We start from the raw sequence: 20,674 nt of genomic DNA on the forward strand, positions 1-20,674 counted from the left end.
TATACCCTGGTCATTATTTCACAATTGTAAAAATAGGCGCAAAAGGCACCTAAAACGTTTTCATATCTTCCTCCTCTTCCAGAATCCAATATAGATCGAACCAACTAATACAGCTACAAATCCCATTGCAAGAACATCAGAACCTGAGATCGGTGGACTGTTAGGTGAGGTGGCATCAGAAACACTCGACGGAGTCATTTCATAGCCTTCTACATAGTCATCCGGAGTGGACTTTGAGCCTTCCTCCAGAGGTTGCACTGTATTTATTCCAGCTCCTCCTGATTTGGATGTTGAACTCTGGTTGGCTGCTGCCTGAGAGGCCATTGCTCTTTGGACAGAGTTGAGTGAATCAGAAGAAGTAGGAGTACTTACAGACGTGTCTTTTACCACAATACTGGAAGTAGTAGCTTCTTTCATAATTTCCAGATATCTGTCAAGTTCAGCCTGAGTAAGTTCTCCTGCATCCACAAGTGCCTGTGCAATTCCAGTTATAAATTCCTGATTCAAAATATTTCCACAAGTGTGGTGGCAGCATGTAGCACCATTCTCATTGACTGACTTTATCTGCCGGGATACCAGATCATTAAGAGTCTCATCTGAAGCATCCCAACTTTCTTTTCTTATAGTTTCAGTCATCCTTGCAAGCATGGACTGATACGCGTAGGGGTTATTTTTCTGCATCCAGCTGCTGAGCTCTGCATTACTCATATAGGTATCATACACACTGTTCCAGACATCATCACCGATGAGATTAGGACTCAGTGCTTCCCATCCCCAGAGATTCTCAAGGAATTCTGACATTTCACGTGCACCTTCAAAACCACTTAGCTGCATTCCTGCTATCCATGATGGATTCAGGTATCTTGCATATAATTCGTTAGCAAGATATGTCTGAAGTGTTTGTATCTCCGCATCATTAAGGTCCTGCAGGTTTACCACATATGTTTCAACCTCATTACCAGTGATGTATTTGATAGCATTGTACAATCCACCCATGTACTGGTAGAAGTCATCAGTATCAAGGCAACCATATGTACTGGAACTTCTGCTGTGGAATATTGCTGCAGTTCCGTTAAGGTTATTCTCAAAGACCACATAATTATCGATATCAACTGCACGACCTGTCTGCTGCTCTATGTAATCGGCTATAGTCTGTCCCCAGATCTTTTCTCCGTAGACATAGCTCATCTTGCTGACATAGAGTTCTGCAAGTACACTGGTATCATTCCATGTGTCACTTGAATCAACGGCATTTGCCATACCAGTACCATAGGCACCATCAGCCGGACCGAATACCCTGAACTGTGCGACATCAAGTGAAAGGTTGCCATCCTGTATTGTTTCGTTGAGAAGCTCCTGAATTACATCGGTGTTCTGGGTCACATAGTTGTCATATACATCAGTTTCTCCCTGTTCATAGGCAAGCCTCACTGCCTTATCGATGAGCTTTACCTTCATCGGGAATGTATCCCTGTAAAGACCGGATATCTGTACAAGTACATCGATACGTGGTCTTCCAAGTTCTGATGAATTGATTACTTCTACATCTTCAACTTCGCTGTTGTCAGCATTCCATACCGGCTTGATTCCCATCATGTAGAGTAACTGGGATTCCATTACGCCCTGGTGACGTGTTGATTCTCCTGCCCAGAGGATGTATCCTACCTTAGTTGGATACTCACCGTTTTCAGCATAATATTCTGCAAGCCACTCGTCAACAAGTGCCGTACCCTGTTCCCATGCTTCTTCAGTAGGTATGAGCTGTTCATCGAATGCATAGAAATTGCTGCCTGATGGGAGTGTCTCGGAACGAAGTACCGGGTCACCACCAAGGTTTGCACGGATATATTCACCATCCATTGCATTCAGTACCTGTTGAACTTCGTTGTCAGCTTCGCCAAGTAACTCAGCATAATTAATGGAAATATTGAGCTGTGAATCCATATCCGCATCCACATCAGAAATTCCAAGTATCTGCATCTGGGCTTCGGTTGTAGACATATTATCCAACAACACCAGTGAAAGCAGGTCTGTTGGTGCATCATCAGAACTGTTGTAAACTGCAACAAGGTCTGTGAAATCATCTCCAAGCATGGAGTTGACCATTCCTACAAGAACCTCTCCTTCAGGTGCTTCACCAAGAACGTGAAGACCGTAAGGCATGGACTGGCTCTTCAGTTCAGTAAGTATATCATCCAGCTCTTCAAGGAATTCATCGATAGTATCTTCATCCTCTGCAAGACTCATGTTGACCTGTTCATCAAGTCCGAGATCAAGTGTCAGGTTCACTATACTCTGCAGATATGACTGTTTCAATTCTTCATTTTCAGTGCTCAGTGTCTGACAAGAAGTGATGTCACTACTAAGACTGCTGTAATTTCCGTAAAGACCGGCAGATACAACAGGTGGGATCAGATGATCAATAATAATGGCATTGCCCCTGCGTTTTGCCTGCATACCTTCACCCATTCCGTCCATTACGTATGGGTAGATGACAGGTATGTCTCCAACCATAAGGGCAGGCCATTCGTCACTCAGGAGACAGAAGTCCTTTCCGGGAAGCCATTCCACGGTTCCGTGTCTTCCCATGTTCACCATGACATCGGCATCGAACTCATGTTGCAACCAGAGATAGAATGCGATGTACTGGTGATGTGGCGGAAGTTCTGTATCATGGTAGAGTATCTCATTATCCTGCAACCATCCTCTTGTTGGCTGTGGTGCAAGTATCACATTGTCACTTATATTGATCTTAGGAATTACGATAAACTTATCACCGTTTTCATCCGTGTAAACCATTATTTCCCCGGGAGCTTCACCCCATGTGTCAATTACTTCCTCTCTTCTCTCTTCAGGAAGTTCATTGAACCATGAAAGATAGGTGCTTTCAGGAATAAGCTCAACTTCGCCAGTTTCAACAAGTGCTTCAAGTTCTCCCGGTGCCCATGTACCAACATTCCTTCCCTGGTATGTGATAAGGTCTACAAGCTCTGTCTTGTTGGGTATCAGACTGCTGTTGATATCATAACCTTCGTCTGCCATACCTTCAAGCAGGTTCACAATACTTGGCATGACTTCAAGATAGGAAGCACCTATGTTGTCTTTTCCACCACCGTGATTGTAGTAAAGTATGACTACTTTCTTGTCAGACTCATCTTCAGTTCCAAGGTCTGCCTGTGCAATGGCACGGTCGATTAGCCATTCTATCTGTTCATCGTGACCGATGTATTTCTCAACGGTGTTGTTGCCTTCTACAAAAGTCTCCAGCGCACCAATCATAATCGGATCTATGAGACCATCTGTTTCAGGACCATATATCCTGAGCATATTTGTCTCTGGCAAAGGTGTGCTGGATTCTATCCATTCGCTGGTGTTCATGTATCCATTGAGAACAGCGTTTATGACAGGAACACCAAGTTCCTCAAGGTCAAAATAGTTACCACGATAATTGAATGATACTACTGTGTCAACCTTTGTTTCAGTACTATGATTGAAGTAATCATCTATATTATTAGCAGAATTAGCATAGCATGCAATCACATTTGCTCCTTTGTCCTCAAACCCTTCTATGAGTTTGTCGATAGGATCCATGTCATCAGGATAGTATGAGCCATAAAAAGTAATACCTACTGTCGGTGCAGTTATATCAAAAGCATGTCCTTCTGATCGATTAGTGTACCAGCTAAAGTATTCATCAGCATCGTTTGTAAAATATTCAACAAGGGTTCCATTCATTGATGGATGATAAATAGCCCTCAATAAACCAGTGGGATCTTCTACAGTTAAATCCGAACGACCATAATACTCCTGAGCCAAGTAAAATATTAAATTGTCTAAATTAGTGTTATCAAATGAAGTCCCTGACCAGTAATCAGACAGAAGTTCTTTAAAACTTGATTCGTCTTCATCTGCGGGAATTGTATAATTACTTTCAGGCAAATATGTATTTGAACCAATCACCAATGCACCATTATCGATGGCTTCCTGAACGGCAGCTTCAAATTCTGATGCACTCTGAGTAACCATCACAATATAGATGATATCCGTATCACTTAGACTTATATTATCTGGCAGGTTAGTGGTGATATACGAACTTACGGTTATGTTCAACTCTGAATTTGAATTAATTCTCTCTGTAAAATTTGCAAGTTCTTCCTCATATGAAGAATAACCTGTGATTATAGATACATTCAAATGAGGAGCATTTGAGGGCTCTTCAGTTGACTCTCTTTTTGTAAGGAGAACTGAACATATTTTAGAATATTCCTTACCCATTCCTGATGAATAATAATAAGTTCTTCCTGATATTGATGATATCTTTGATTTTGAGGTTAAAAGAAACTCCACTTCATCATGGTCGACATCGCCACCACTGTCGAGTGATACATTAAAATTAAAAATATCAGTTTCATTTACGCTTATGTCAAGTTCCTTATTGTAGTAAATAATGCTTCCACTTTTGAGTGTTTCATTAATAGCCACTATTGTGTAATTTCCTTCAGGAATACCTTCAAGTGTGAAGTTACCGTTTGCATCAGTTGTTGTATTTGCAACTACATATTCATCAGCATAAAGCAATGCTATTGTACATATTTTAGAATATTCTTTACCCATTCCTGATGAATAATAATAGGTTCTTCCTGATATTGATGAAGTCTTTAGTTCTGAAGCTAAAAGAGACTCCACTTCATCATGGTCGACATCGCCACCACTGTCGAGTGATACATTAAAATTAAAAATATCAGTTTCATTTACGCTTATGTCAAGTTCCTTATTGTAGTAAATAATGTTTCCACTTTTGAGTGTTTCATTAATAGCAATTATTGTATAATTTCCTTGAGGAATATCCTCAAATACAAAATTACCATCCGCATCACTGGTCGTATTAGCAACCAGATAGTAGTCATTTTCTTCTGACAATGCTGTTGTTGTTAGCGATAGTAACAACAATACACTTATGAATAATGTTATTATTACTTCTTTTTGCATGTTATCCCTCGATAACGTGCAGCATTTCGGCTACTTTGCTTGCAGGCTGTGCCGAAATGCTCCACCGTCTTTTCATGTTCCTATCCACCAACCCCAATATAAATCAAAATTGAGTTAAAACAAATCAACTTGTTTAATTGTTCGAAAAAAATTAACCGGAAGTACTATTCTCGACCTTCTTCTCTTCATCTTCAGGTACGTAAACAACTCTTCCATCCGCAAGTTTGTAGGCAGTTCCCAATGCTTCACCCTGTCCACCGCCAATCTGTTCTGTCATGTTCAGTACCTCAAGGGGTTTGCCTTCTTCCTTAATGATAATCTGCATATCCTTCTGCCCTGGGTTTTTCACAAGAGTAATATCCTCTGTAGGATTTAGAAGCTCAGGCATCTGGTAGGACATAACAAGTGCTACGAGTAATGCAACTGAAAAAACCATGGCAATATCAAAAAGGTTGGCAACCCCGGTTAAGGGGTTCTGTTCATCCTCATTATTTATGAGCCCTGTTCGCCTGTACCTTCTTCTCCCTTTCACTCTTCAACCTCCAGTGTGTCAAGGATATAATCTATATCAGCCATGTCCTGCCAGTACCATCTTTTTCTTACCTGGGTAAGAACATAACCGATGGTTCCTGCGAAAAGTCCGATAACGGTTGTCGCAAAAGCTATCATAAGATTGTTTGCAAGCTGGACAATATCACCTTGTGAAAGACCAATAAGCGCTGGGCCCAGCGGAATAAGTGTCCCCATAAGACCAAGCATTGGTGAGATCGTTGCAACGATCCTGGTCTGTTCCAGTCTTTTTGCCATTCTTATCTCATATTCCTGAGAAAGCCATTCAATGGCAGGTAACATGTTCTTTTCCAGATGGCCAGCTGCAGATTCTGCAAAGCTCATGACCATATAGTTCTGTTTAATGTTGCGAAGGGATTTTGCTGCCTTATCGAATTGCCGAGAACCCACCTGTTCCCTGACATCATTGCAGCAAAGTTCAAGATTTTCGATATCTCTATGTCTTTTTGCATATTCCGAAAGGAATTCCCCTATGAGCATCAGAGAAAATACCACAAGCAATATGAGAATGATAATTACCGGGTACAGCAATGATGCTGAAAATGTGTATAATATACCAAACAACGAAGAAGTAGCATCCATTTTTATTGACCTCTTATGCTATTGAGCGCATAGCCTCCAATTATGAATATTGATAATATCAACAGAGGAACTATCTCGAAATCTCCGCCTGTACTGAATTCCATGCTGAGTTTCTTTGCTTTGATGTAAGCGGGAACTATCATTGCTCCGAGTAGATAGAAAAGCCCGAGGAACATCATTGCGGTTCCAAGATCCTCAGGTGTGCGTTTCATTTTCCTGAAGATGAATGTTGATGATATTACTGAAATGAAGAAAACAAGTCCTACTATGATCCCAACCTTCCAGCCACTCATTTCCAGGGTTGAGGCCAGTATCATGCATGATACAAAAAGAGCTGTGAGACATACAGGACAGGGAACTGATATCACAAGGAAGGTCTTTTTAGAGACATCATGCCCACAGTTCCATTTTTTCTGCGTGTAGACGCCTGCAGTGATAAGAAGCAGTGCAATGAAAACGTGTAATGTCATTCCAAGATTTGCTATCTTTTCAAGATAGGACTGGTCTACCATTTCCACAAGGCTTCCAAGTATGATGGAGATAAGAAAATAACCACTTGCAAGTATCAATACATCTTTTTTCTTTACAGTTGAAAAGCCACATCCAACCCCGGTCTTTAGCCCGAAGATAAAGATGCCTATCAGTATGCCGATTACGGCAGCATATACGTAACTCATAATATCCCCCTATAAACTGATTGTATGTATCAACTAATAACTAATTACCATATTTTATTCAATAAATTATGTACACTACACGATTATGCAACTTAACTTTGAGATAATTATTGTTTGTTCAAAGACTAATATATGCAAACAATGTACCTCTTATTAAACCTTTCGGATTACTCCTATGAAAAAAGAATAGCAGGAGATACAAAAATTCCTGATGTGTTTGAGAATAACGTATAATATCAATAAAACAAATTAATGCAGACCAATTAAAGAAGTAGTTATAAAAATTGCTTTACCTACTATTCAAGATATTATACATCAAAATTATGAATAACAATTACAACAACAAGCTTACAGCTATGAAAAAAGCATCATAAAACTAAAAACAAAAAAGGCAACCCATTGGGTTGCAGAGAAAAGATTATTTCTTGAACTCGGTGTATCCGCACTTGCCGCATGCACGTCTGTCCTTGTGCTCTGCGAGGAAAACTCCCTCACCACAGCGTGGGCAGGACTGGTGTGTGCGCTCGATGGAATCGCCGTTTACTTTATAGAAGTCTTTTGCTGCCATGATTATTCCTCTGCGGTCTCTTCAGCTGCTTCTGGCTCAGGGAGTTTGTTCCTTTCAAGAACATATGCTTCCTCGACCTGCTTCATGCGAGCTGCATCTTCATATATCTTTACATATGACTCAACTTCCTGCTTACCGAACTCATTGTTCATCTTCTGTACAATGACAAGTTCCAATGGTGCATTGAGCATAGCTGCGATTTTAGCTCTAACATCGTTCCTTGATGGTGTTGCGCCATCGAATGTAACCGCAAGGTTTAATTCACGCCTGTTAAGGAGTGCATTATTTTTCTCTTTAATGATTTTGATATCCATTCAGTTTCCTCCGAATAGTTTCTATATCCTGATTGTTGAAGGTCTGTCCGCCAAGTATTGCCGACAACAGATCTTCCATTTGTTCCTTCTTATCTGATGTTATCTTGACAAGTACGACACCTTCATCCGGCTGTCCGTAAAGAACAGCTGAACCTTCCGGTGCCATAAGAATTGCAGGTACAGCCGCAAGGTCCTCCTCGCCGCGCACAAATATCCTGACATTTTCATCTGATTTTAGCGCATTTCCTACCGCATCTATCAAATCTTCGGTTATGACCCCTGCTGGATTGTCAACGGATATTTCGGTGAACCCTTTATGCTTGGTACCCACCACGACCCGATCAGATGCCGGACCGCGTTTTGTTCGGTCATCCACTACAAGGATGTCCGGAATTATTCCATGATTGAGCAAGTGGAAGGTAGTAACATCACCCACGGATATAAGTTTTGTGGGACTACCAAGATCCACGGAAAGTTTTTCAATTGTATCAGCGCCCTTACCTCTGTAAAGACGTCCGAATATTTCCCGAAAACGAGGACGTAGTGTATCGGGCAAAGTTAGCTGAAGGCCCAATTAGCGCACCTTCAATGCATATTTGTCCGGCACCCTCACATCTATTTTCTTTGCAATTTCCGAGCGTTCCGGATCGATGATAATTACCATACCGCTCCAGTCAGCACTGAGATTGCTTGAACCGCAAATGGGACATGTCTGACCATTAATGATCCTGTGACATTCCCTACAAACCTGTTCACTCATCTAAAGCACTCCGGTTTTGTTCACTCTTCTTTATCAGCGGAAGGCCTTCTGGCATCTTCCAACCATTCGAACTTACCCAAGGAATGCTGACGCATTGTCAGTCCTATCTTACTTTCCCTTGGTTCTCTCTCATTGATGCTCACAGCAACGATACGTGCCCTGACCTTGTCACCTTCTGAAAGTGCCCTGCCACCATTCTTGCTGACAAGTCTGCCGTTCTTTCCATCATATGACATGAAATCATCAGTAACCTGACTTACGTGCAGGAGTCCATCCATAGCCCCGATACTTACAAAAGCACCAAAGTCAACTGTCTCGACAACTTCTCCCTCAATGACTTCCTGGATAGTTGGCACAAAGACGATCGCATCAAAATTTACATCGTAATATACCGCACCGTCACCTACAAGGATATGACCTTCACCAATCTCATTGATCTGTGTGATGGCAACGATAGCACCAATTTCCTTGTCTATTCTGCCCTCCAGTTTGTGCTTCAGAGCATTCTTGACATTCTCGTTAACATCCTTGCCTAAAAGATCGGGCGCAACACGAATAGTATCGGCAAGCTTCATCTTTTTATACATATGAAAAACTCCAATAATCCTGTATAATTATATAACAACTTATATGATTTTAAACTGATCTATGATACGATCTCAAGCCTGTTCTTCTGACGCAGACAGATCACCGGGATATTCTTTTCTTCAAGTCTTCTTCTGAGTCCTGTATCATTGGTCAGTACAGCTGCTTCAAGGTCCATGGCAAGTTCCAGAATAATATCGTCAGCATGCCCCTCGGCACGGACGGTCTCACACCTCTCTGCCATTGATCTTGCAACCTTCGCTGCAATCCTGTCCTGTCCTTTGAGATTTTTGATCAGGTTGTCCAGTTCAGTAATGACAGCTGTGGGAACGAGATGAATATCAAATCCAAGTCGTTTCAGCTCTTCAAATATATCGACTTTGAACTGGACAGGTATCATTAATGCGTTGGTATCAATAATTACCTTCAATCCTTGATAACTCCTACACCGATAAGTCTCCAGCGTGATCCCACACGTCTGCTTATAGCAACCATGGAATCGTTTTCTGCACAGACTGGTCTTTTCAACTTGACTTCTGCAATGTCCTTACGTGCACTGGTGACAACACCAACGGTAGTTGCTGTACCTACATTCAGCATCAGTGGTTCACTGGTCTTTATAGGTCCGATAACTTCCTCATCGGAAACACCTACAACTCTCTCAAGCAGGTGTAACTCGAGTTTGAGGTCATCGCGTGTTGGCGGCAAAGTTCCGGGAAGACCTGCTACCTGTCCTGTAAGTGAATCACTCTTCGTGAGTGTCGGATCAAGAGTAGTACCGACTGCAAGCAGTCCTCCAGGTGTTGCCTCTTCAACATTTTCCTTTCCGGCAACGATCATGGAGACCTTGGTGACAATTGGTTCCCACCTGGTCATACCATCACTCTCAACTTTTCTTCCTGGCTTGACTTCAAGTTCATCACCGGGGCGAAGTACTCCTTCTGTAAGTGTGCCGCCGATAACACCACCTGTGATCTTCTTGATCGGTGTTCCTGGCTTGTTAATATCAAATGATCTTGCAATAAGCATGTGAGGTGGTTTGTCTATCTTGTGGACTGGTGTTGGGATCACCTCTTCCATTGTCATGATCAGAGCATCGACATTTATGTTCTGCTGTGCGGATATTGGCACGATAGGTGCATCCTCAGCAACAGTTCCCTTCACGAATTCCTTGATCTGATGGTAGTGTTCAATGACCTTTTCCTTTGGTACAAGATCGATCTTGTTCTGGACGATCACAATGTTCTTGATCCCAATAATGTTCAGTGCCATCAGATGTTCCTTTGTCTGTGGCTGTGGGCATGTTTCATTTGCCGCAATAACAAGAATAGCACCGTCCATGATAGCTGCACCGGACAGCATGGTAGCCATCAGTGTTTCGTGACCCGGAGCATCTACAAAGGATACGGTCCTGAGCTCTTCGGATGCTTCTCCACATCCTGGGCAGGTCTTCTCTACAGTATAACACTGAGGTTCCGGACAATTTGGACACTTTCTGAAAGTAGTGTCTGCATAGCCCAGTCTGATAGATATTCCACGCTTCATCTCTTCGCTATGTGTATCTGTCCATACTCCTGACAGCGCGCTGACAAGTGTGGTTTTTCCATGGTCGACATGTCCTACCATGCCGATATTAACACAAGGTTGACTCAATTTTTGATTTCCCTCCCGGTTGGGCAATATTCTAAAAGTGTAATGATTTCAGTATAAGTTTTAACGGATTACCTGTTTAGATTTGTGGTCTATCATTCGATTAATCATATTTAAATGATTTCGAACAGACCAGAAAATGCAAATACCTGTTGGTATGGCAAACCATGCCTTATTCTTTTAATAATGTATATAATTTACTACTATAACCAGTAATGAAAAGAAGAATACTGACCAAGGCATCATATTATTGATCTCATGGCATCGTTAATTATCTCATCCCTCTGGAAGATCTTCTCGATCTTAATACCCTGATTACTTATTTTGTAATTAAGAGGCTCCAGCGTAAGATAAGTACATCTCATTTTGGGAATATACATTTGCCTCATTCCCCTGCCTGTCACGCTATCCCTGATAACACTCAGTTCAATGTTACCAAAAGAAGTGTGCTGCGCGATGGCAAGTTTCTGTCCGCTTTCTTCCTGGCCGATCAAAAAAAGAGTTGTACATTTCTTATCAAAAAGGATATCATTTATAGTAAAGAACTTATCCGCAAATTCTTCCATATCATGATAAAGAGAAAGCATGTCCAGATTATCAATAACCACAATTTCTGTGTCATCAGGAATATCCTGAACACTCTGCACACAGTCCTTTTCCAGAAATCCTATTCCGCTGCCATGTCTTGCAGCATTGTAGATCTTATTAGTTCTGGTCTCAAAGGATTTGTTTATTTGCAGAGTTCCTTTTTCTATACATGAACTGAAATCTATTCCAATGCTCTGGGCTTGCTCAAGAAAACTTTCCACGTTGACCTGGGTAAGCATAAGTACGCATTTTTTTCCATCCTGACATGACCTATAAAGGAAATGGGTTGCAAGAATACTTTTTCCGGAGCCCGGAGGACCACTTACCAGAATACCCTGTTGTGAAGGATAGCCTCCTTCAAGTATTTCGTCCAGTTCTTGTATCCCCGTAGGAACTCTGTTAATCTGCATGTAATTAGTATTATACAAGTAATTATATAAAAGAACTTTTATTACTTTTTGTACATTATTATTTACAAGAACAATAAATAGAAATAAGTCCGGCCATTGAAGCCGGAAACCCTCAAAGGAAAACCTGAAGGATTTAGAAGATGATTTTATGTGATTATCTTGTCAAGCTGGTCGGTCTCAATTGCTCTTCTGATCTCAAAAGCAACACGGCGACCTGTGCTCATTGGCTTTCTCCATGTGGTGTTACCATATGGGTGACCAACTGACATGTGAACATTTGTTCCACCGCCAACACGTGGTGCTACATCATATATGTAGAAGTTAAGATCTTTGTCAACACAAGTCTGCAGACAGAACGGACCGATTACTCCTGGATCATAGTGCTTCTTTGCAGCATCGATGTATTTCTGGGAAAGCTCAAAGACCTTCTCAAGAAGTGATTCCCTGAGGGTCGCTGAGTTATGACCACATACTGTATACTCCGGTGTAAGCTGGTGTTCTGCAAGTGTCATCTGCTGTGGTGCTGGAAGACGTACGTGTCCGTCAAGACTTGTCTCAAAACGCCAGTCGATACCAAGTATCTCAAGTTTGCTCATTTCTGTCTCAACGGGTGAATAGAACATATCAAAGTTGAATACCGGACCAATCACGTAGCGCTCTATCCTTGCGTTGTCCAGTGCATCCTGTGTGATGACACCCTGTTTAAGAAGTGACTGAGCTTTCTGCTGGTATTCCTCGTAGGTTCCTGCTGTGAAGAAACCTCTTTCAAGTTTCTTGACTGCATGAGGAAGTTTTACCATTACAAGTTCCTCAATGTCCTGAGGGTCATTGATCCTTTCCGGGAATGGCAATCCTGCCTTTTCAAGGAGCCAGTAGTAGTCACGATCCATACCTCTTTCTTCACTGCGAAGCATATTCCTGCTTCCTACAAGAGGGACTTTGAAGTCGTCCTCTACTTCATCGATACCACAGTATGACGTGAATGAACGGTTAGGAATGAAAAGTACATTCTCTTCTACGAGCTTCTTCTGGACATCTGCACTTGTGGTCTCACTGAATTTGTTCAGTAAAATGTGCTCGTCCACAATGCCACGGACAATTTTACCGTTGCTGTTCCTTTGGGACTTGAAGTAGTCAGTGTAGGTTTTCTCACGGCCCTGCTGGCAAACAGCAAAGGTCCTGAAATCCTCTTCAATTGCACCGTCAAAGACATCAAGTGCTGAATGTGAAGCCACAGCACCGATCTTGACCTTATCTAAATCATAATCTTCAATGATCTCTGCGATCTCTTTTCTGTCTATCATTATTTACCCTCGGTTTTGCCCAGACATTGTATTTACTATTAATAAACCTGTTTACGTCAGTATTACATATAAAATGATAAATTAAAGAAGAAATTTAAACTCAAACCCCGCTTACCAGGTAGATAACTACGGGTGTTACGAAAGTCTCTATCACTGCTGCAAGGAATATAAGCGGTAATAACCAATGAATATAGAATTTTATTCCCCTGATAATTTCAGCTTTAAGGTCAACAGGTTCTGAGCGAAGAGCCTGCAATGCAACATATCCTATTTTCATTCCCACCGCAGAAGAGATTATCAGCATTGGGATCTCAATGATCCCATGAGGAGTAAGACCTGCTATCACAAAAAGTGCACCGTTTTCAACAGTCTGATAATGTGCAAAGATACCGAGCACAAAGCCGTTCAGTAAAATGAATCCCAGAGGCACTAGGCCAAGAGCAAAGCCCAAAAGTACCGATAAGAACATTTTCACGGCATTGTTCACAAATATCAGCAGCATTATTTCAATAGCAGAAAGACCCTGTATCATTTTTGCAAGTTCTTCCAGCCCACCAAGGGAATTCAGCGCATAGGAAGGATTGGCAGCATAATACACATAGCCTGCGATAGATGATATAATAAATGCCACAAGGCTGAGAAGAACAAATGGTTTTAACTCATTGATATACGTCCTGAATATCCCTCTTACATTTTCATCGTGCATTGATCAGACTCCAAATGCCATTCTGATTGTGTTCCTGCATGCAGGAGATAATCCAAGGACTATGATCACCAGTTTCAGGAATGTCTTTAATGTCTCAGACTCCTCGTCCTCATCAAAATGATTATCCAGTACATATAATACCGGAATGAATATAGATAGTTTTAACGGATACATCACAAAAGCGGTCCCTGTAAGACCGATCAGATATGAAGGAACCACGTGCTTTTCGTAATATCCCAGAAAATCAATTCCTGCAATAGTGGAAGATGCATCCATAAGGTGGACCCAGAGAATAGCCATATTGATCTTGCTTTTGAGAAGATCGAAACCTATGCGGTCAAATACTACCTTTAGTGAGATAACTATGAGACTGGCTGCGCCCAGCACAAAGACAGGGACCCATGGACGAGTCAGATCTTCCAGATAGAAAAGAATGGAAAGATTAAGTGCGAACCAGGCAAGCCCGAATCCTGCAAACAGATTCCTGTAGTCGCCTGTTCCTTTTAATTTTATTATCCATTTAGAAAGTACCAGGAAGAACACTGTTATGGCAAATACCACAAAATAGATGTTCGGAGTTATGAGAAGGTAACTGAAAGGATGAGTAAGGAATCCCGTATCCTCAAAAACCCTCATGGACGAGCCTGCAAGGATAAAAGGGACCACAGATATTGTAAATCTGTCGTCGATCTCTATATCCAGTTTTTTTAGCAACTTCACAACGCCGAAAATACAAATTCCCAGCACTATTGCCCATGTGACAGTATTAACGATATTGTAGCCACTATCATGCAGTATCGGATCGATGTAATATTCGTTAATGAATTGGGTAACTTTATCTATGAATGGCATTATAATCACAGCAGTAACATAATATAGGAATATCCTAATACAACTAACATTTAATAGTTTATGGGAAATGCAGAGTATATCAAAAGAATTTTCCTGCTTAAAGGGCAGGTCATCCAAAGACCTGTACTCATTTGATATTATTTATTATCTCTGCAATGAAATTCCACATAACAAAAAAAACTATCCAGTTTCTGGCAGGTATATCAAGTGATTCCCACACAAGGCAAAAAAAAATGGATGCAGTTACCAAGAGATGTCGTTGTTGGTCCTGATGTGATCTATGACCTGAAGGACGTATGTAATGACCTCAAGCTCAAAGAAGGTGCTTTCATTGTAACGGGACACCATACCAAAAAGATAGCTGGGGATGTTGTACATGACATTCTTAATGAATGTGGATACAATCCAGTTATAGCTTCCTCAAAAGAGGCATCCATGACAGAGGTCAATAAAATTGTAGAGCTGGCAAATGAAGCAAATTCCAGATATTTGATCGGAGTTGGAAGTGGTAAATCCATTGACGTGGCAAAACTTGCAGCAACACAACTTGACCTGCCTTTTATAAGTGTACCAACTGCTGCGTCACATGATGGAATCGTATCTTCCAGGGCATCCATACATGATAAAGGTAAAAAAGCCTCTATAGAGGTCAATGCTCCCATGGCGGTGGTAGCTGATACAAGTATAATAGCAAAGGCACCTTACCGTTTGCTTGCTGCCGGGTGTGGAGACATTATCTCAAATTACACAGCAGTCCTTGACTGGGAACTTGCCCACAGGCTTAGAAATGAACCTTTCAGTGAATATGCAGCAACTCTTTCCAGAATGACAGCACAGATACTGATGGACTGCCCGGAGGACATCAAACCGGAACTGGAAAGTTCTGTGAGAATAGTTGTTAAAGCGCTTGTATCCAGCGGAGTTGCCATGAGTATTGCAGGTTCTTCCAGACCTGCATCAGGTTCGGAGCATATGTTCAGCCATGCACTCGATATGGTCGCACCAAATTCTGCTCTTCACGGGGAACAATGTGGTGTAGGAACAATTATGATGATGTACCTGCACGGCGGTGACTGGAAGAAGATCAAAGAATGTCTGGAAATAATCGGAGCTCCTACAACCGCCAGTGAGCTGGGAATAAAAGATAGCTATATATTAGAGGCGCTTCTTGTTGCACACAAGATACGTCCGGAAAGATATACTATACTCGGTGCAGGTCTGACTCCTGAGGCTGCCGAGAAGGTCGCACGCTTAACAAAAGTTATTTCATAATTACTGTAAAATATCCTATTCAGTAAAATCAAGGTGATTATATGACAAATGATACTACCATTACGCTTATTGGCTCAAAGCTTGCAAAAGAAGGCGAAGACTTCGTGTTTATGGGAGAATCGCGCGAATGCAAGAAATGCAAGCTCAGGAGGACATGTATGAATCTTGAGCCAGGTAGAAAATATCGTGTTTCAAAACTCAGGGGCGACACTGTCCATGAATGTTTCATTCATGATGGTGGTGTGCTTACTGTTGAGGTTGAAACATCTCCAATCCTTGCGGCTATCGAATCACGTAAAGCTGTTGTGGGTTCAAAGGTAAGCTATGAACTTCCAAAATGCAAGGAGTTCGACGACAGCGTATACGATATCCTTTATCCTGAAGGCCTTAAGGAAGGAGACAAATGTACCGTCATAAAGGTACTCGGGCCGATGGAAGATGGAATGGTATCCGGATGCTCTCTTAAGAAGGTGGAACTGAAACTATAGTTCCGTTGCGAACATCTTTTATATAAAAAGGAAATCGTAAGTGTAAGTAAAATTTCGAATAATAACTATAATTAACTATAATAATAACGACTATTAATGTCACATAGAGGTAATCGAATGTCAGGGACGGAAGGTGATGTATTCCATCAGGACTTTTATACAGCAGAACGCTGGAACAACTGGGTCAACCAGGTAAAGGAATGTGATTTCAAATTTGATGAATCCGATGAGCCACAGGGAAAAGAAGGTGCTATCTTCGTAAATATGGAAGATGACATCATCCTTGCATGCCTTAAGATCATCGCAAAGTGTGAGAACGGGCAGATCTCACCGGAAACTGCAATGCTCTCCATCGCAGACATCAGGGACATCGCACTTGCAGAAATTGATCCCATCTCAGAAGATGCAGACATGATGATCGAATCACTCCAGACATCCCTCATGGGTAGCTTTGCAGCATGTGAAGCATACCTGAGTGGAGATTATGATGAGAACGCAGAGATAGCCGATCTTGTTAAAGTTGCACTTGAAGCTGAATCTTCTGATGACATTGAGATCGCAATCGGTACAATTGCAGAGATAGGTGCCCTTGTTCTTAGTGGAAAGGAGCTTACAGAGAAGGTCATGGAAGAAGTTCCATACGGACTCGTTGCGGAATGGCTTGACGGAATCGACTCCATCGCAGCTGCAATGGTAGGCTCTGACAGCTATAAGAATGATGAAGAAGACGATGAGATGTAAGGGAGCTTTTCCCACTCTCATATTTCTGACTTTACATTCCTGATCAAATCCAAAAACAACCATTTTCTTTTATTCTTTCTTTAAAATTACTATGCTTTCAATTGACAATTTGGATATTTCCAAAATGAGATTTCAAGACGCTTCCAGAGTTATCGTTCTTGACCTTACACACGCCGGAATGATAATTGCCACTAAACTTGCAGAGATGAAATATTCTGTAATTGCTGTTGATGTTTACAGGACCGTAGATGGAAAAACGCTTATTGAACTGGAAGAAAAGTATGGAATCAAGACATCAAAGGAACCGATGCCAGTTAATGGTACTGACATTGTAGTAAGTCCTGCTCATCTTGATCCTGAATATCCAGTACTTGTTGAAGCCAGGAAAAAAGGCATAAAGATACTTACTCATCATCAGGCAGTTGGCAGCATATTATCCATGAAAGAATGGCCGGAAAAAGGAACTGTTATCGAAATTACCGGTTCAAAAGCCAAAACCAGTTCTGCATCCCTGCTTGCTGAAATGCTTTCACAGAAAATGAAAGTGATACTTCACACATCCAGAGGTCTGGAACTGTGGGAAAATAGTCAATGCAAAATATTGAATTTAGGACTTAGCATTGCACCGGGAAGCATACTGCTTGCAATTGACAAACTGGAAGAACTTGAGGCTTCAGCAGATTGCTACATTTTTGAGGTTTCCATCGGCCTGACAGGTTTTGCAGATATAGGGATAATCACAACGCTTGAACCGGATTATTCAATTGCTGCATCAACTTCAAACTCCAGCGATGCGAAAATGAGCGTACTTTCCTATGCAAAAGAGAATGAGATCTTTTTCCTTAATATAAAAGACAGGAAAGCCCAGGATATGGCATATGAATTTGGAAGAACATTTTTTACATTTGGAGATTCGGAATATTCAGGGCATGATTACAAGAATGCTGATGTTGTAGCCGACATAGTGTATGATAGTGCTAATTCCAGTGTAATGTTCAAGCATCAAGAAGGAACTTTCTCATCCGGATTGTCTGAAAAGTATAACTCAAAGTCATATGCAACAGCTTTTGCAGTAGCAGTAGCAGTTGCTTTAAAGGTGGGAATTCCTAAAAAGAATATCATTAAAGTCATTGGTTCTTTTGAAGGACTACAGGGAAGAATGCAGGAAAAGAAGCTTGCTGGCAGATTACTCATTGATAATTCTAATTCAGGAATGGATATTAGATCAGCAGAGCGTTCGCTTGACTATGCTTTAAGCAGACTTGAAGATGAGAATTCAGGAATAATCATGGTGCTTGGCGAAGAAGCTGCACAGGTTTGTGAAGGACTTCCACCGGAACATGTCTCTGAGTTTGTGAAACGGTGCATTGATGACCTTTCTACCCTGATACTTGTCGGGGAAAGAATGCAAAATGTCGAAAATGGCAAGTTCATTTGTGCCAACGGACTTGAAGAAGGACTGGAGATAGCTAGAGGAATTGCCTCAGAGAAGGACATTATTCTATCATGTGTGAAATGCTTCAGATAAGATTCTCCATTCTTAGTTTATTGACTATGATTAGTCCTTTTATACAATAAAGATATAGATAGTGCAGAAAAACTGACTTGTAATAAGTATACTATTTATTACGAAATTACAAAATTATAATAATCTACTAGAATCAACCAAGTTTATCGGGATAAATATGGCTGAAAACGATATTTCTATAATACACCCGCGGCCCAGTTCTATTGTGGCTGCTTTATACACACTGCGTGATCTGAATGTAGATGTTGCAATACTCCATGGTCCACCTGGATGCTCATTCAAACATGCAAGGCTGCTTGAAGAAGATGGCATACATGTCGTAACAACAGCACTTGATGAGAATGGATTTGTTTTTGGAGGGCGTGAAGAGCTTTCAACATTGCTCTGCAAGGTCAATGAGATGTTCAATCCAAAGCTTATCGGAGTTGTTGGAACCTGTGCCAGTATGATCATTGGTGAGGAACTCAGTGAGCCTGTGCAGGATGCAAATCTTGATGTACCTGTGATCGGTGTGGAAGTGCACGCAGGATACCCTAATAACACTAAGGGTGTACTTCTTGCCCTTGAATCCGCATGCGAGGCTGGTGTCATTGATGAAAAGGAACTTGAAAGGCAGAAGATCCTGCTTGAAGAAGCCACCAATGTTGAGAAGCGTCATGGCGCAGCAAGTAAGGAATACCTTGTTCCATCCCGTGGTGACCTGAAATACAAGGTTGCTGAAAAAGTTATCAATTACCTGAAGGAAGGCAAAAAATGTCTGACCATCATGAACGCAAAGAAAGAAACCGGATACATGTTCGCTGACATTACCGTTGCGATCAATGAAGTAGCTGCCCAGCTTGGTGTTGCAGACAATGTCATAAATATGGCAAATGTAGATGATACTCTCGGCCTTCCACGTGTCCGCCACCATGCAACCAGTATCATGAACGATTTCAGGGAAAAAGGAATTGAAATTCACGAAATTATCGGTGGCATGGACGAATATCCGATTGCCGGTGAAAGGGTCAGCGATCTCATAGCTGAAAAATACAGTGACTTTGATTTTGCTGTGATTACCGGTGTGCCACATGCCATTCCAATGGACAACCTGCAGAACATGGATGTTATTTCCGTAACCAATGGTCCAAGGCAGGTTTTCCCGCTTAAAGATATGGGTCACTCAAATGTTATTGTGGAAATTGACCTGCACCCCAAGACACTTGGTGTGAGCAACATTGTGGAATCCGAGTTCGGTGCAACAATGCGAGAGGTTGCAAAAGACATGCAAAACAAGGAGGAAATCTGATGGAACAGAAAAGGATAGCCATTTACGGAAAAGGCGGAATTGGAAAATCCAGTACAGCTTCCAATGTTGCAGCAGCCTGTGCCGATGAGGGTTACAAAGTCATGATCATCGGATGTGATCCGAAGAGTGATTCATCCATCACACTTCTTGGCGGTAAGAGAGTACAAACCATCCTTGACCTTCTCAGGCAGAAGATAGATGTCAAGGAAGAAGACATCGTCCACGAAGGCTACAAAGGTGTAAAATGCGTGGAAGTCGGTGGACCGGAGCCTGGAATCGGTTGTGCAGGACGCGGTATCATCGTTGCTATTCAGAAGCTCAGGCAGATGTGCAAGTCCATTGATGATATGGATCTAATCATTTACGATGTCCCCGGAGATATCGTATGTGGCGGTTTTGTAGCACCCATACGCAAGGGACTTGTAAACGAGGCTTACATTCTTACATCAGGCGAATACATGCCACTCTATGCTGCAAACAATATCTGCAAGGGACTTGCCAAGATTGACACACCCCTTTCCGGCATAATCTGTAATTCCAGAAGCGTTACAAGGGAAGAAGAAATTGTGAGGAAGTTCTCAGAGGAGATTGGCAGCAAGCTTATGGCTTTCATTCCAAAGGAGCAGATCGTCCAGGACTGTGAAAGAGATGGATTTTCTGTGCTTGAAAAAGCTCCTGGTTCATCTGTAGCAGGTGTTTATCGAGATCTGGCACATGCTATTATGTCCAACGACAGTTCCGTACTGCCTTCATCACTTGAAGACGAGAGACTGCGTGAACTTACACGTAAGGTTTGATGAAA

General features: G+C 41.7%; 21 protein-coding genes. 6 read left to right on the plus strand and 15 right to left on the minus strand.

Translation table 11 applies throughout. The features are described from left to right. Positions 1-60 precede the first annotated feature (60 nt). The 15 genes from cobN to BLP52_RS01040 form a co-directional block, all read right to left on the minus strand. Positions 61-4,989, minus strand: coding sequence for a cobaltochelatase subunit CobN (gene cobN, locus BLP52_RS00970; RefSeq protein ID WP_091707902.1), 4,929 nt, complete (start codon positions 4,987-4,989; stop codon positions 61-63). 151 nt (positions 4,990-5,140) lie between these two features. Further along, the gene (locus BLP52_RS00975; RefSeq protein WP_091707904.1) at positions 5,141-5,521 is read right to left on the minus strand and encodes a DUF2149 domain-containing protein; all 381 of its coding nucleotides are present in this window, start codon (positions 5,519-5,521) and stop codon (positions 5,141-5,143) included. Next, positions 5,518-6,141, minus strand: coding sequence for a MotA/TolQ/ExbB proton channel family protein (locus tag BLP52_RS00980; RefSeq protein ID WP_091707906.1), 624 nt, complete (start codon positions 6,139-6,141; stop codon positions 5,518-5,520). The genes BLP52_RS00975 and BLP52_RS00980 overlap by 4 nt, the downstream gene beginning before the upstream one ends. 2 nt (positions 6,142-6,143) lie before the next feature. Continuing rightward, a complete protein-coding gene (locus BLP52_RS00985; protein WP_091707907.1) occupies positions 6,144-6,818 on the minus strand; it encodes a DUF2162 domain-containing protein in 675 nt (224 codons plus the stop codon). 418 nt (positions 6,819-7,236) lie between these two features. Beyond that, the gene (locus BLP52_RS00990; protein ID WP_091707909.1) at positions 7,237-7,386 is read right to left on the minus strand and encodes a 30S ribosomal protein S27ae; all 150 of its coding nucleotides are present in this window, start codon (positions 7,384-7,386) and stop codon (positions 7,237-7,239) included. A 2-nt stretch (positions 7,387-7,388) separates the two neighbouring features. Further along, positions 7,389-7,700 carry a 30S ribosomal protein S24e gene (locus BLP52_RS00995; protein ID WP_091707910.1) on the minus strand — a complete coding sequence of 104 codons (312 nt, stop codon included), beginning with the start codon at positions 7,698-7,700 and terminating at the stop codon, positions 7,389-7,391. Next, the gene (locus BLP52_RS01000) at positions 7,681-8,274 is read right to left on the minus strand and encodes a GTP-dependent dephospho-CoA kinase family protein (RefSeq protein WP_091707912.1); all 594 of its coding nucleotides are present in this window, start codon (positions 8,272-8,274) and stop codon (positions 7,681-7,683) included. Before BLP52_RS01000 ends, BLP52_RS00995 begins: the two co-directional genes overlap by 20 nt. Continuing rightward, the gene (gene spt4 / locus BLP52_RS01005; RefSeq protein WP_091707914.1) at positions 8,275-8,460 is read right to left on the minus strand and encodes a transcription elongation factor subunit Spt4; all 186 of its coding nucleotides are present in this window, start codon (positions 8,458-8,460) and stop codon (positions 8,275-8,277) included. Between the two features lie 20 nt (positions 8,461-8,480). Continuing rightward, positions 8,481-9,047, minus strand: a complete 567-nt coding sequence (locus BLP52_RS01010) for a DNA-directed RNA polymerase (protein ID WP_091707916.1) — start codon at positions 9,045-9,047, stop codon at positions 8,481-8,483. 59 nt (positions 9,048-9,106) lie between these two features. Further along, positions 9,107-9,475, minus strand: coding sequence for a type II toxin-antitoxin system VapC family toxin (locus BLP52_RS01015; RefSeq protein ID WP_091707918.1), 369 nt, complete (start codon positions 9,473-9,475; stop codon positions 9,107-9,109). Next, a complete protein-coding gene (locus tag BLP52_RS01020; protein ID WP_091707920.1) occupies positions 9,472-10,698 on the minus strand; it encodes a translation initiation factor IF-2 subunit gamma in 1,227 nt (408 codons plus the stop codon). Before BLP52_RS01020 ends, BLP52_RS01015 begins: the two co-directional genes overlap by 4 nt. A gap of 239 nt (positions 10,699-10,937) precedes the next feature. Then, a complete protein-coding gene (locus BLP52_RS01025; RefSeq protein ID WP_091707922.1) occupies positions 10,938-11,693 on the minus strand; it encodes an RAD55 family ATPase in 756 nt (251 codons plus the stop codon). Between the two features lie 146 nt (positions 11,694-11,839). After that, positions 11,840-12,997, minus strand: coding sequence for a formate--phosphoribosylaminoimidazolecarboxamide ligase family protein (locus tag BLP52_RS01030; protein ID WP_091707923.1), 1,158 nt, complete (start codon positions 12,995-12,997; stop codon positions 11,840-11,842). A 100-nt stretch (positions 12,998-13,097) separates the two neighbouring features. Next, a complete protein-coding gene (locus tag BLP52_RS01035; RefSeq protein WP_091707925.1) occupies positions 13,098-13,703 on the minus strand; it encodes a stage II sporulation protein M in 606 nt (201 codons plus the stop codon). Positions 13,704-13,706: 3 nt separating this feature from the next. Continuing rightward, positions 13,707-14,555, minus strand: coding sequence for a DUF63 family protein (locus BLP52_RS01040; protein WP_338011361.1), 849 nt, complete (start codon positions 14,553-14,555; stop codon positions 13,707-13,709). 237 nt (positions 14,556-14,792) lie between these two features. On the opposite strand from BLP52_RS01040, the gene BLP52_RS01045 reads away from it, so the two are divergent. The 6 genes from BLP52_RS01045 (at position 14,793) to cfbC (ending at position 20,669) form a co-directional block, all read left to right on the plus strand. Further along, positions 14,793-15,827, plus strand: coding sequence for an NAD(P)-dependent glycerol-1-phosphate dehydrogenase (locus tag BLP52_RS01045; RefSeq protein WP_091708377.1), 1,035 nt, complete (start codon positions 14,793-14,795; stop codon positions 15,825-15,827). Positions 15,828-15,868: 41 nt separating this feature from the next. Further along, positions 15,869-16,315 carry a UPF0179 family protein gene (locus tag BLP52_RS01050; protein WP_091707927.1) on the plus strand — a complete coding sequence of 149 codons (447 nt, stop codon included), beginning with the start codon at positions 15,869-15,871 and terminating at the stop codon, positions 16,313-16,315. A 117-nt stretch (positions 16,316-16,432) separates the two neighbouring features. Continuing rightward, positions 16,433-17,056, plus strand: a complete 624-nt coding sequence (locus BLP52_RS01055) for a DUF2150 family protein (protein ID WP_091707929.1) — start codon at positions 16,433-16,435, stop codon at positions 17,054-17,056. 124 nt (positions 17,057-17,180) lie between these two features. Further along, positions 17,181-18,584: a coenzyme F430 synthase gene (cfbE, locus tag BLP52_RS01060; RefSeq protein WP_162272916.1), complete on the plus strand. Its 1,404-nt coding sequence runs from the start codon at positions 17,181-17,183 to the stop codon at positions 18,582-18,584. A gap of 157 nt (positions 18,585-18,741) precedes the next feature. Continuing rightward, entirely contained in the window at positions 18,742-19,872 is a 1,131-nt protein-coding gene (gene cfbD, locus BLP52_RS01065) for a Ni-sirohydrochlorin a,c-diamide reductive cyclase catalytic subunit (protein WP_091707933.1), read from the plus strand. Then, positions 19,869-20,669 (plus strand): Ni-sirohydrochlorin a,c-diamide reductive cyclase ATP-dependent reductase subunit, encoded by an 801-nt coding sequence (gene cfbC / locus BLP52_RS01070; protein ID WP_091707935.1) that lies wholly within the window; start codon positions 19,869-19,871, stop codon positions 20,667-20,669. The genes cfbD and cfbC overlap by 4 nt, the downstream gene beginning before the upstream one ends. The last annotated feature ends 5 nt before the right edge of the window (positions 20,670-20,674 follow it).

It is taken from the genome of Methanolobus vulcani (assembly GCF_900100715.1).
GTDB lineage: Archaea > Halobacteriota > Methanosarcinia > Methanosarcinales > Methanosarcinaceae > Methanolobus > Methanolobus vulcani.

Bases quoted from the DNA above. Each gene is read 5' to 3' on its own strand.
- cobN (WP_091707902.1), bottom strand. From the start codon at position 4,989: ATGCAAAAAGAAGTAATAATAACATTATTCATAAGTGTATTGTTGTTA.
- BLP52_RS00980 (WP_091707906.1), bottom strand. From the start codon at position 6,141: ATGGATGCTACTTCTTCGTTGTTTGGTATATTATACACATTTTCAGCA.
- BLP52_RS00985 (WP_091707907.1), bottom strand. From the start codon at position 6,818: ATGAGTTACGTATATGCTGCCGTAATCGGCATACTGATAGGCATCTTT.
- BLP52_RS00990 (WP_091707909.1), bottom strand. From the start codon at position 7,386: ATGGCAGCAAAAGACTTCTATAAAGTAAACGGCGATTCCATCGAGCGC.
- BLP52_RS00995 (WP_091707910.1), bottom strand. From the start codon at position 7,700: ATGGATATCAAAATCATTAAAGAGAAAAATAATGCACTCCTTAACAGG.
- spt4 (WP_091707914.1), bottom strand. From the start codon at position 8,460: ATGAGTGAACAGGTTTGTAGGGAATGTCACAGGATCATTAATGGTCAG.
- BLP52_RS01010 (WP_091707916.1), bottom strand. From the start codon at position 9,047: ATGTATAAAAAGATGAAGCTTGCCGATACTATTCGTGTTGCGCCCGAT.
- BLP52_RS01025 (WP_091707922.1), bottom strand. From the start codon at position 11,693: ATGCAGATTAACAGAGTTCCTACGGGGATACAAGAACTGGACGAAATA.
- BLP52_RS01030 (WP_091707923.1), bottom strand. From the start codon at position 12,997: ATGATAGACAGAAAAGAGATCGCAGAGATCATTGAAGATTATGATTTA.
- BLP52_RS01035 (WP_091707925.1), bottom strand. From the start codon at position 13,703: ATGCACGATGAAAATGTAAGAGGGATATTCAGGACGTATATCAATGAG.
- BLP52_RS01040 (WP_338011361.1), bottom strand. From the start codon at position 14,555: ATGCCATTCATAGATAAAGTTACCCAATTCATTAACGAATATTACATC.
- BLP52_RS01045 (WP_091708377.1), top strand. From the start codon at position 14,793: ATGCAGTTACCAAGAGATGTCGTTGTTGGTCCTGATGTGATCTATGAC.
- BLP52_RS01050 (WP_091707927.1), top strand. From the start codon at position 15,869: ATGACAAATGATACTACCATTACGCTTATTGGCTCAAAGCTTGCAAAA.
- BLP52_RS01055 (WP_091707929.1), top strand. From the start codon at position 16,433: ATGTCAGGGACGGAAGGTGATGTATTCCATCAGGACTTTTATACAGCA.
- cfbE (WP_162272916.1), top strand. From the start codon at position 17,181: ATGAGATTTCAAGACGCTTCCAGAGTTATCGTTCTTGACCTTACACAC.
- cfbD (WP_091707933.1), top strand. From the start codon at position 18,742: ATGGCTGAAAACGATATTTCTATAATACACCCGCGGCCCAGTTCTATT.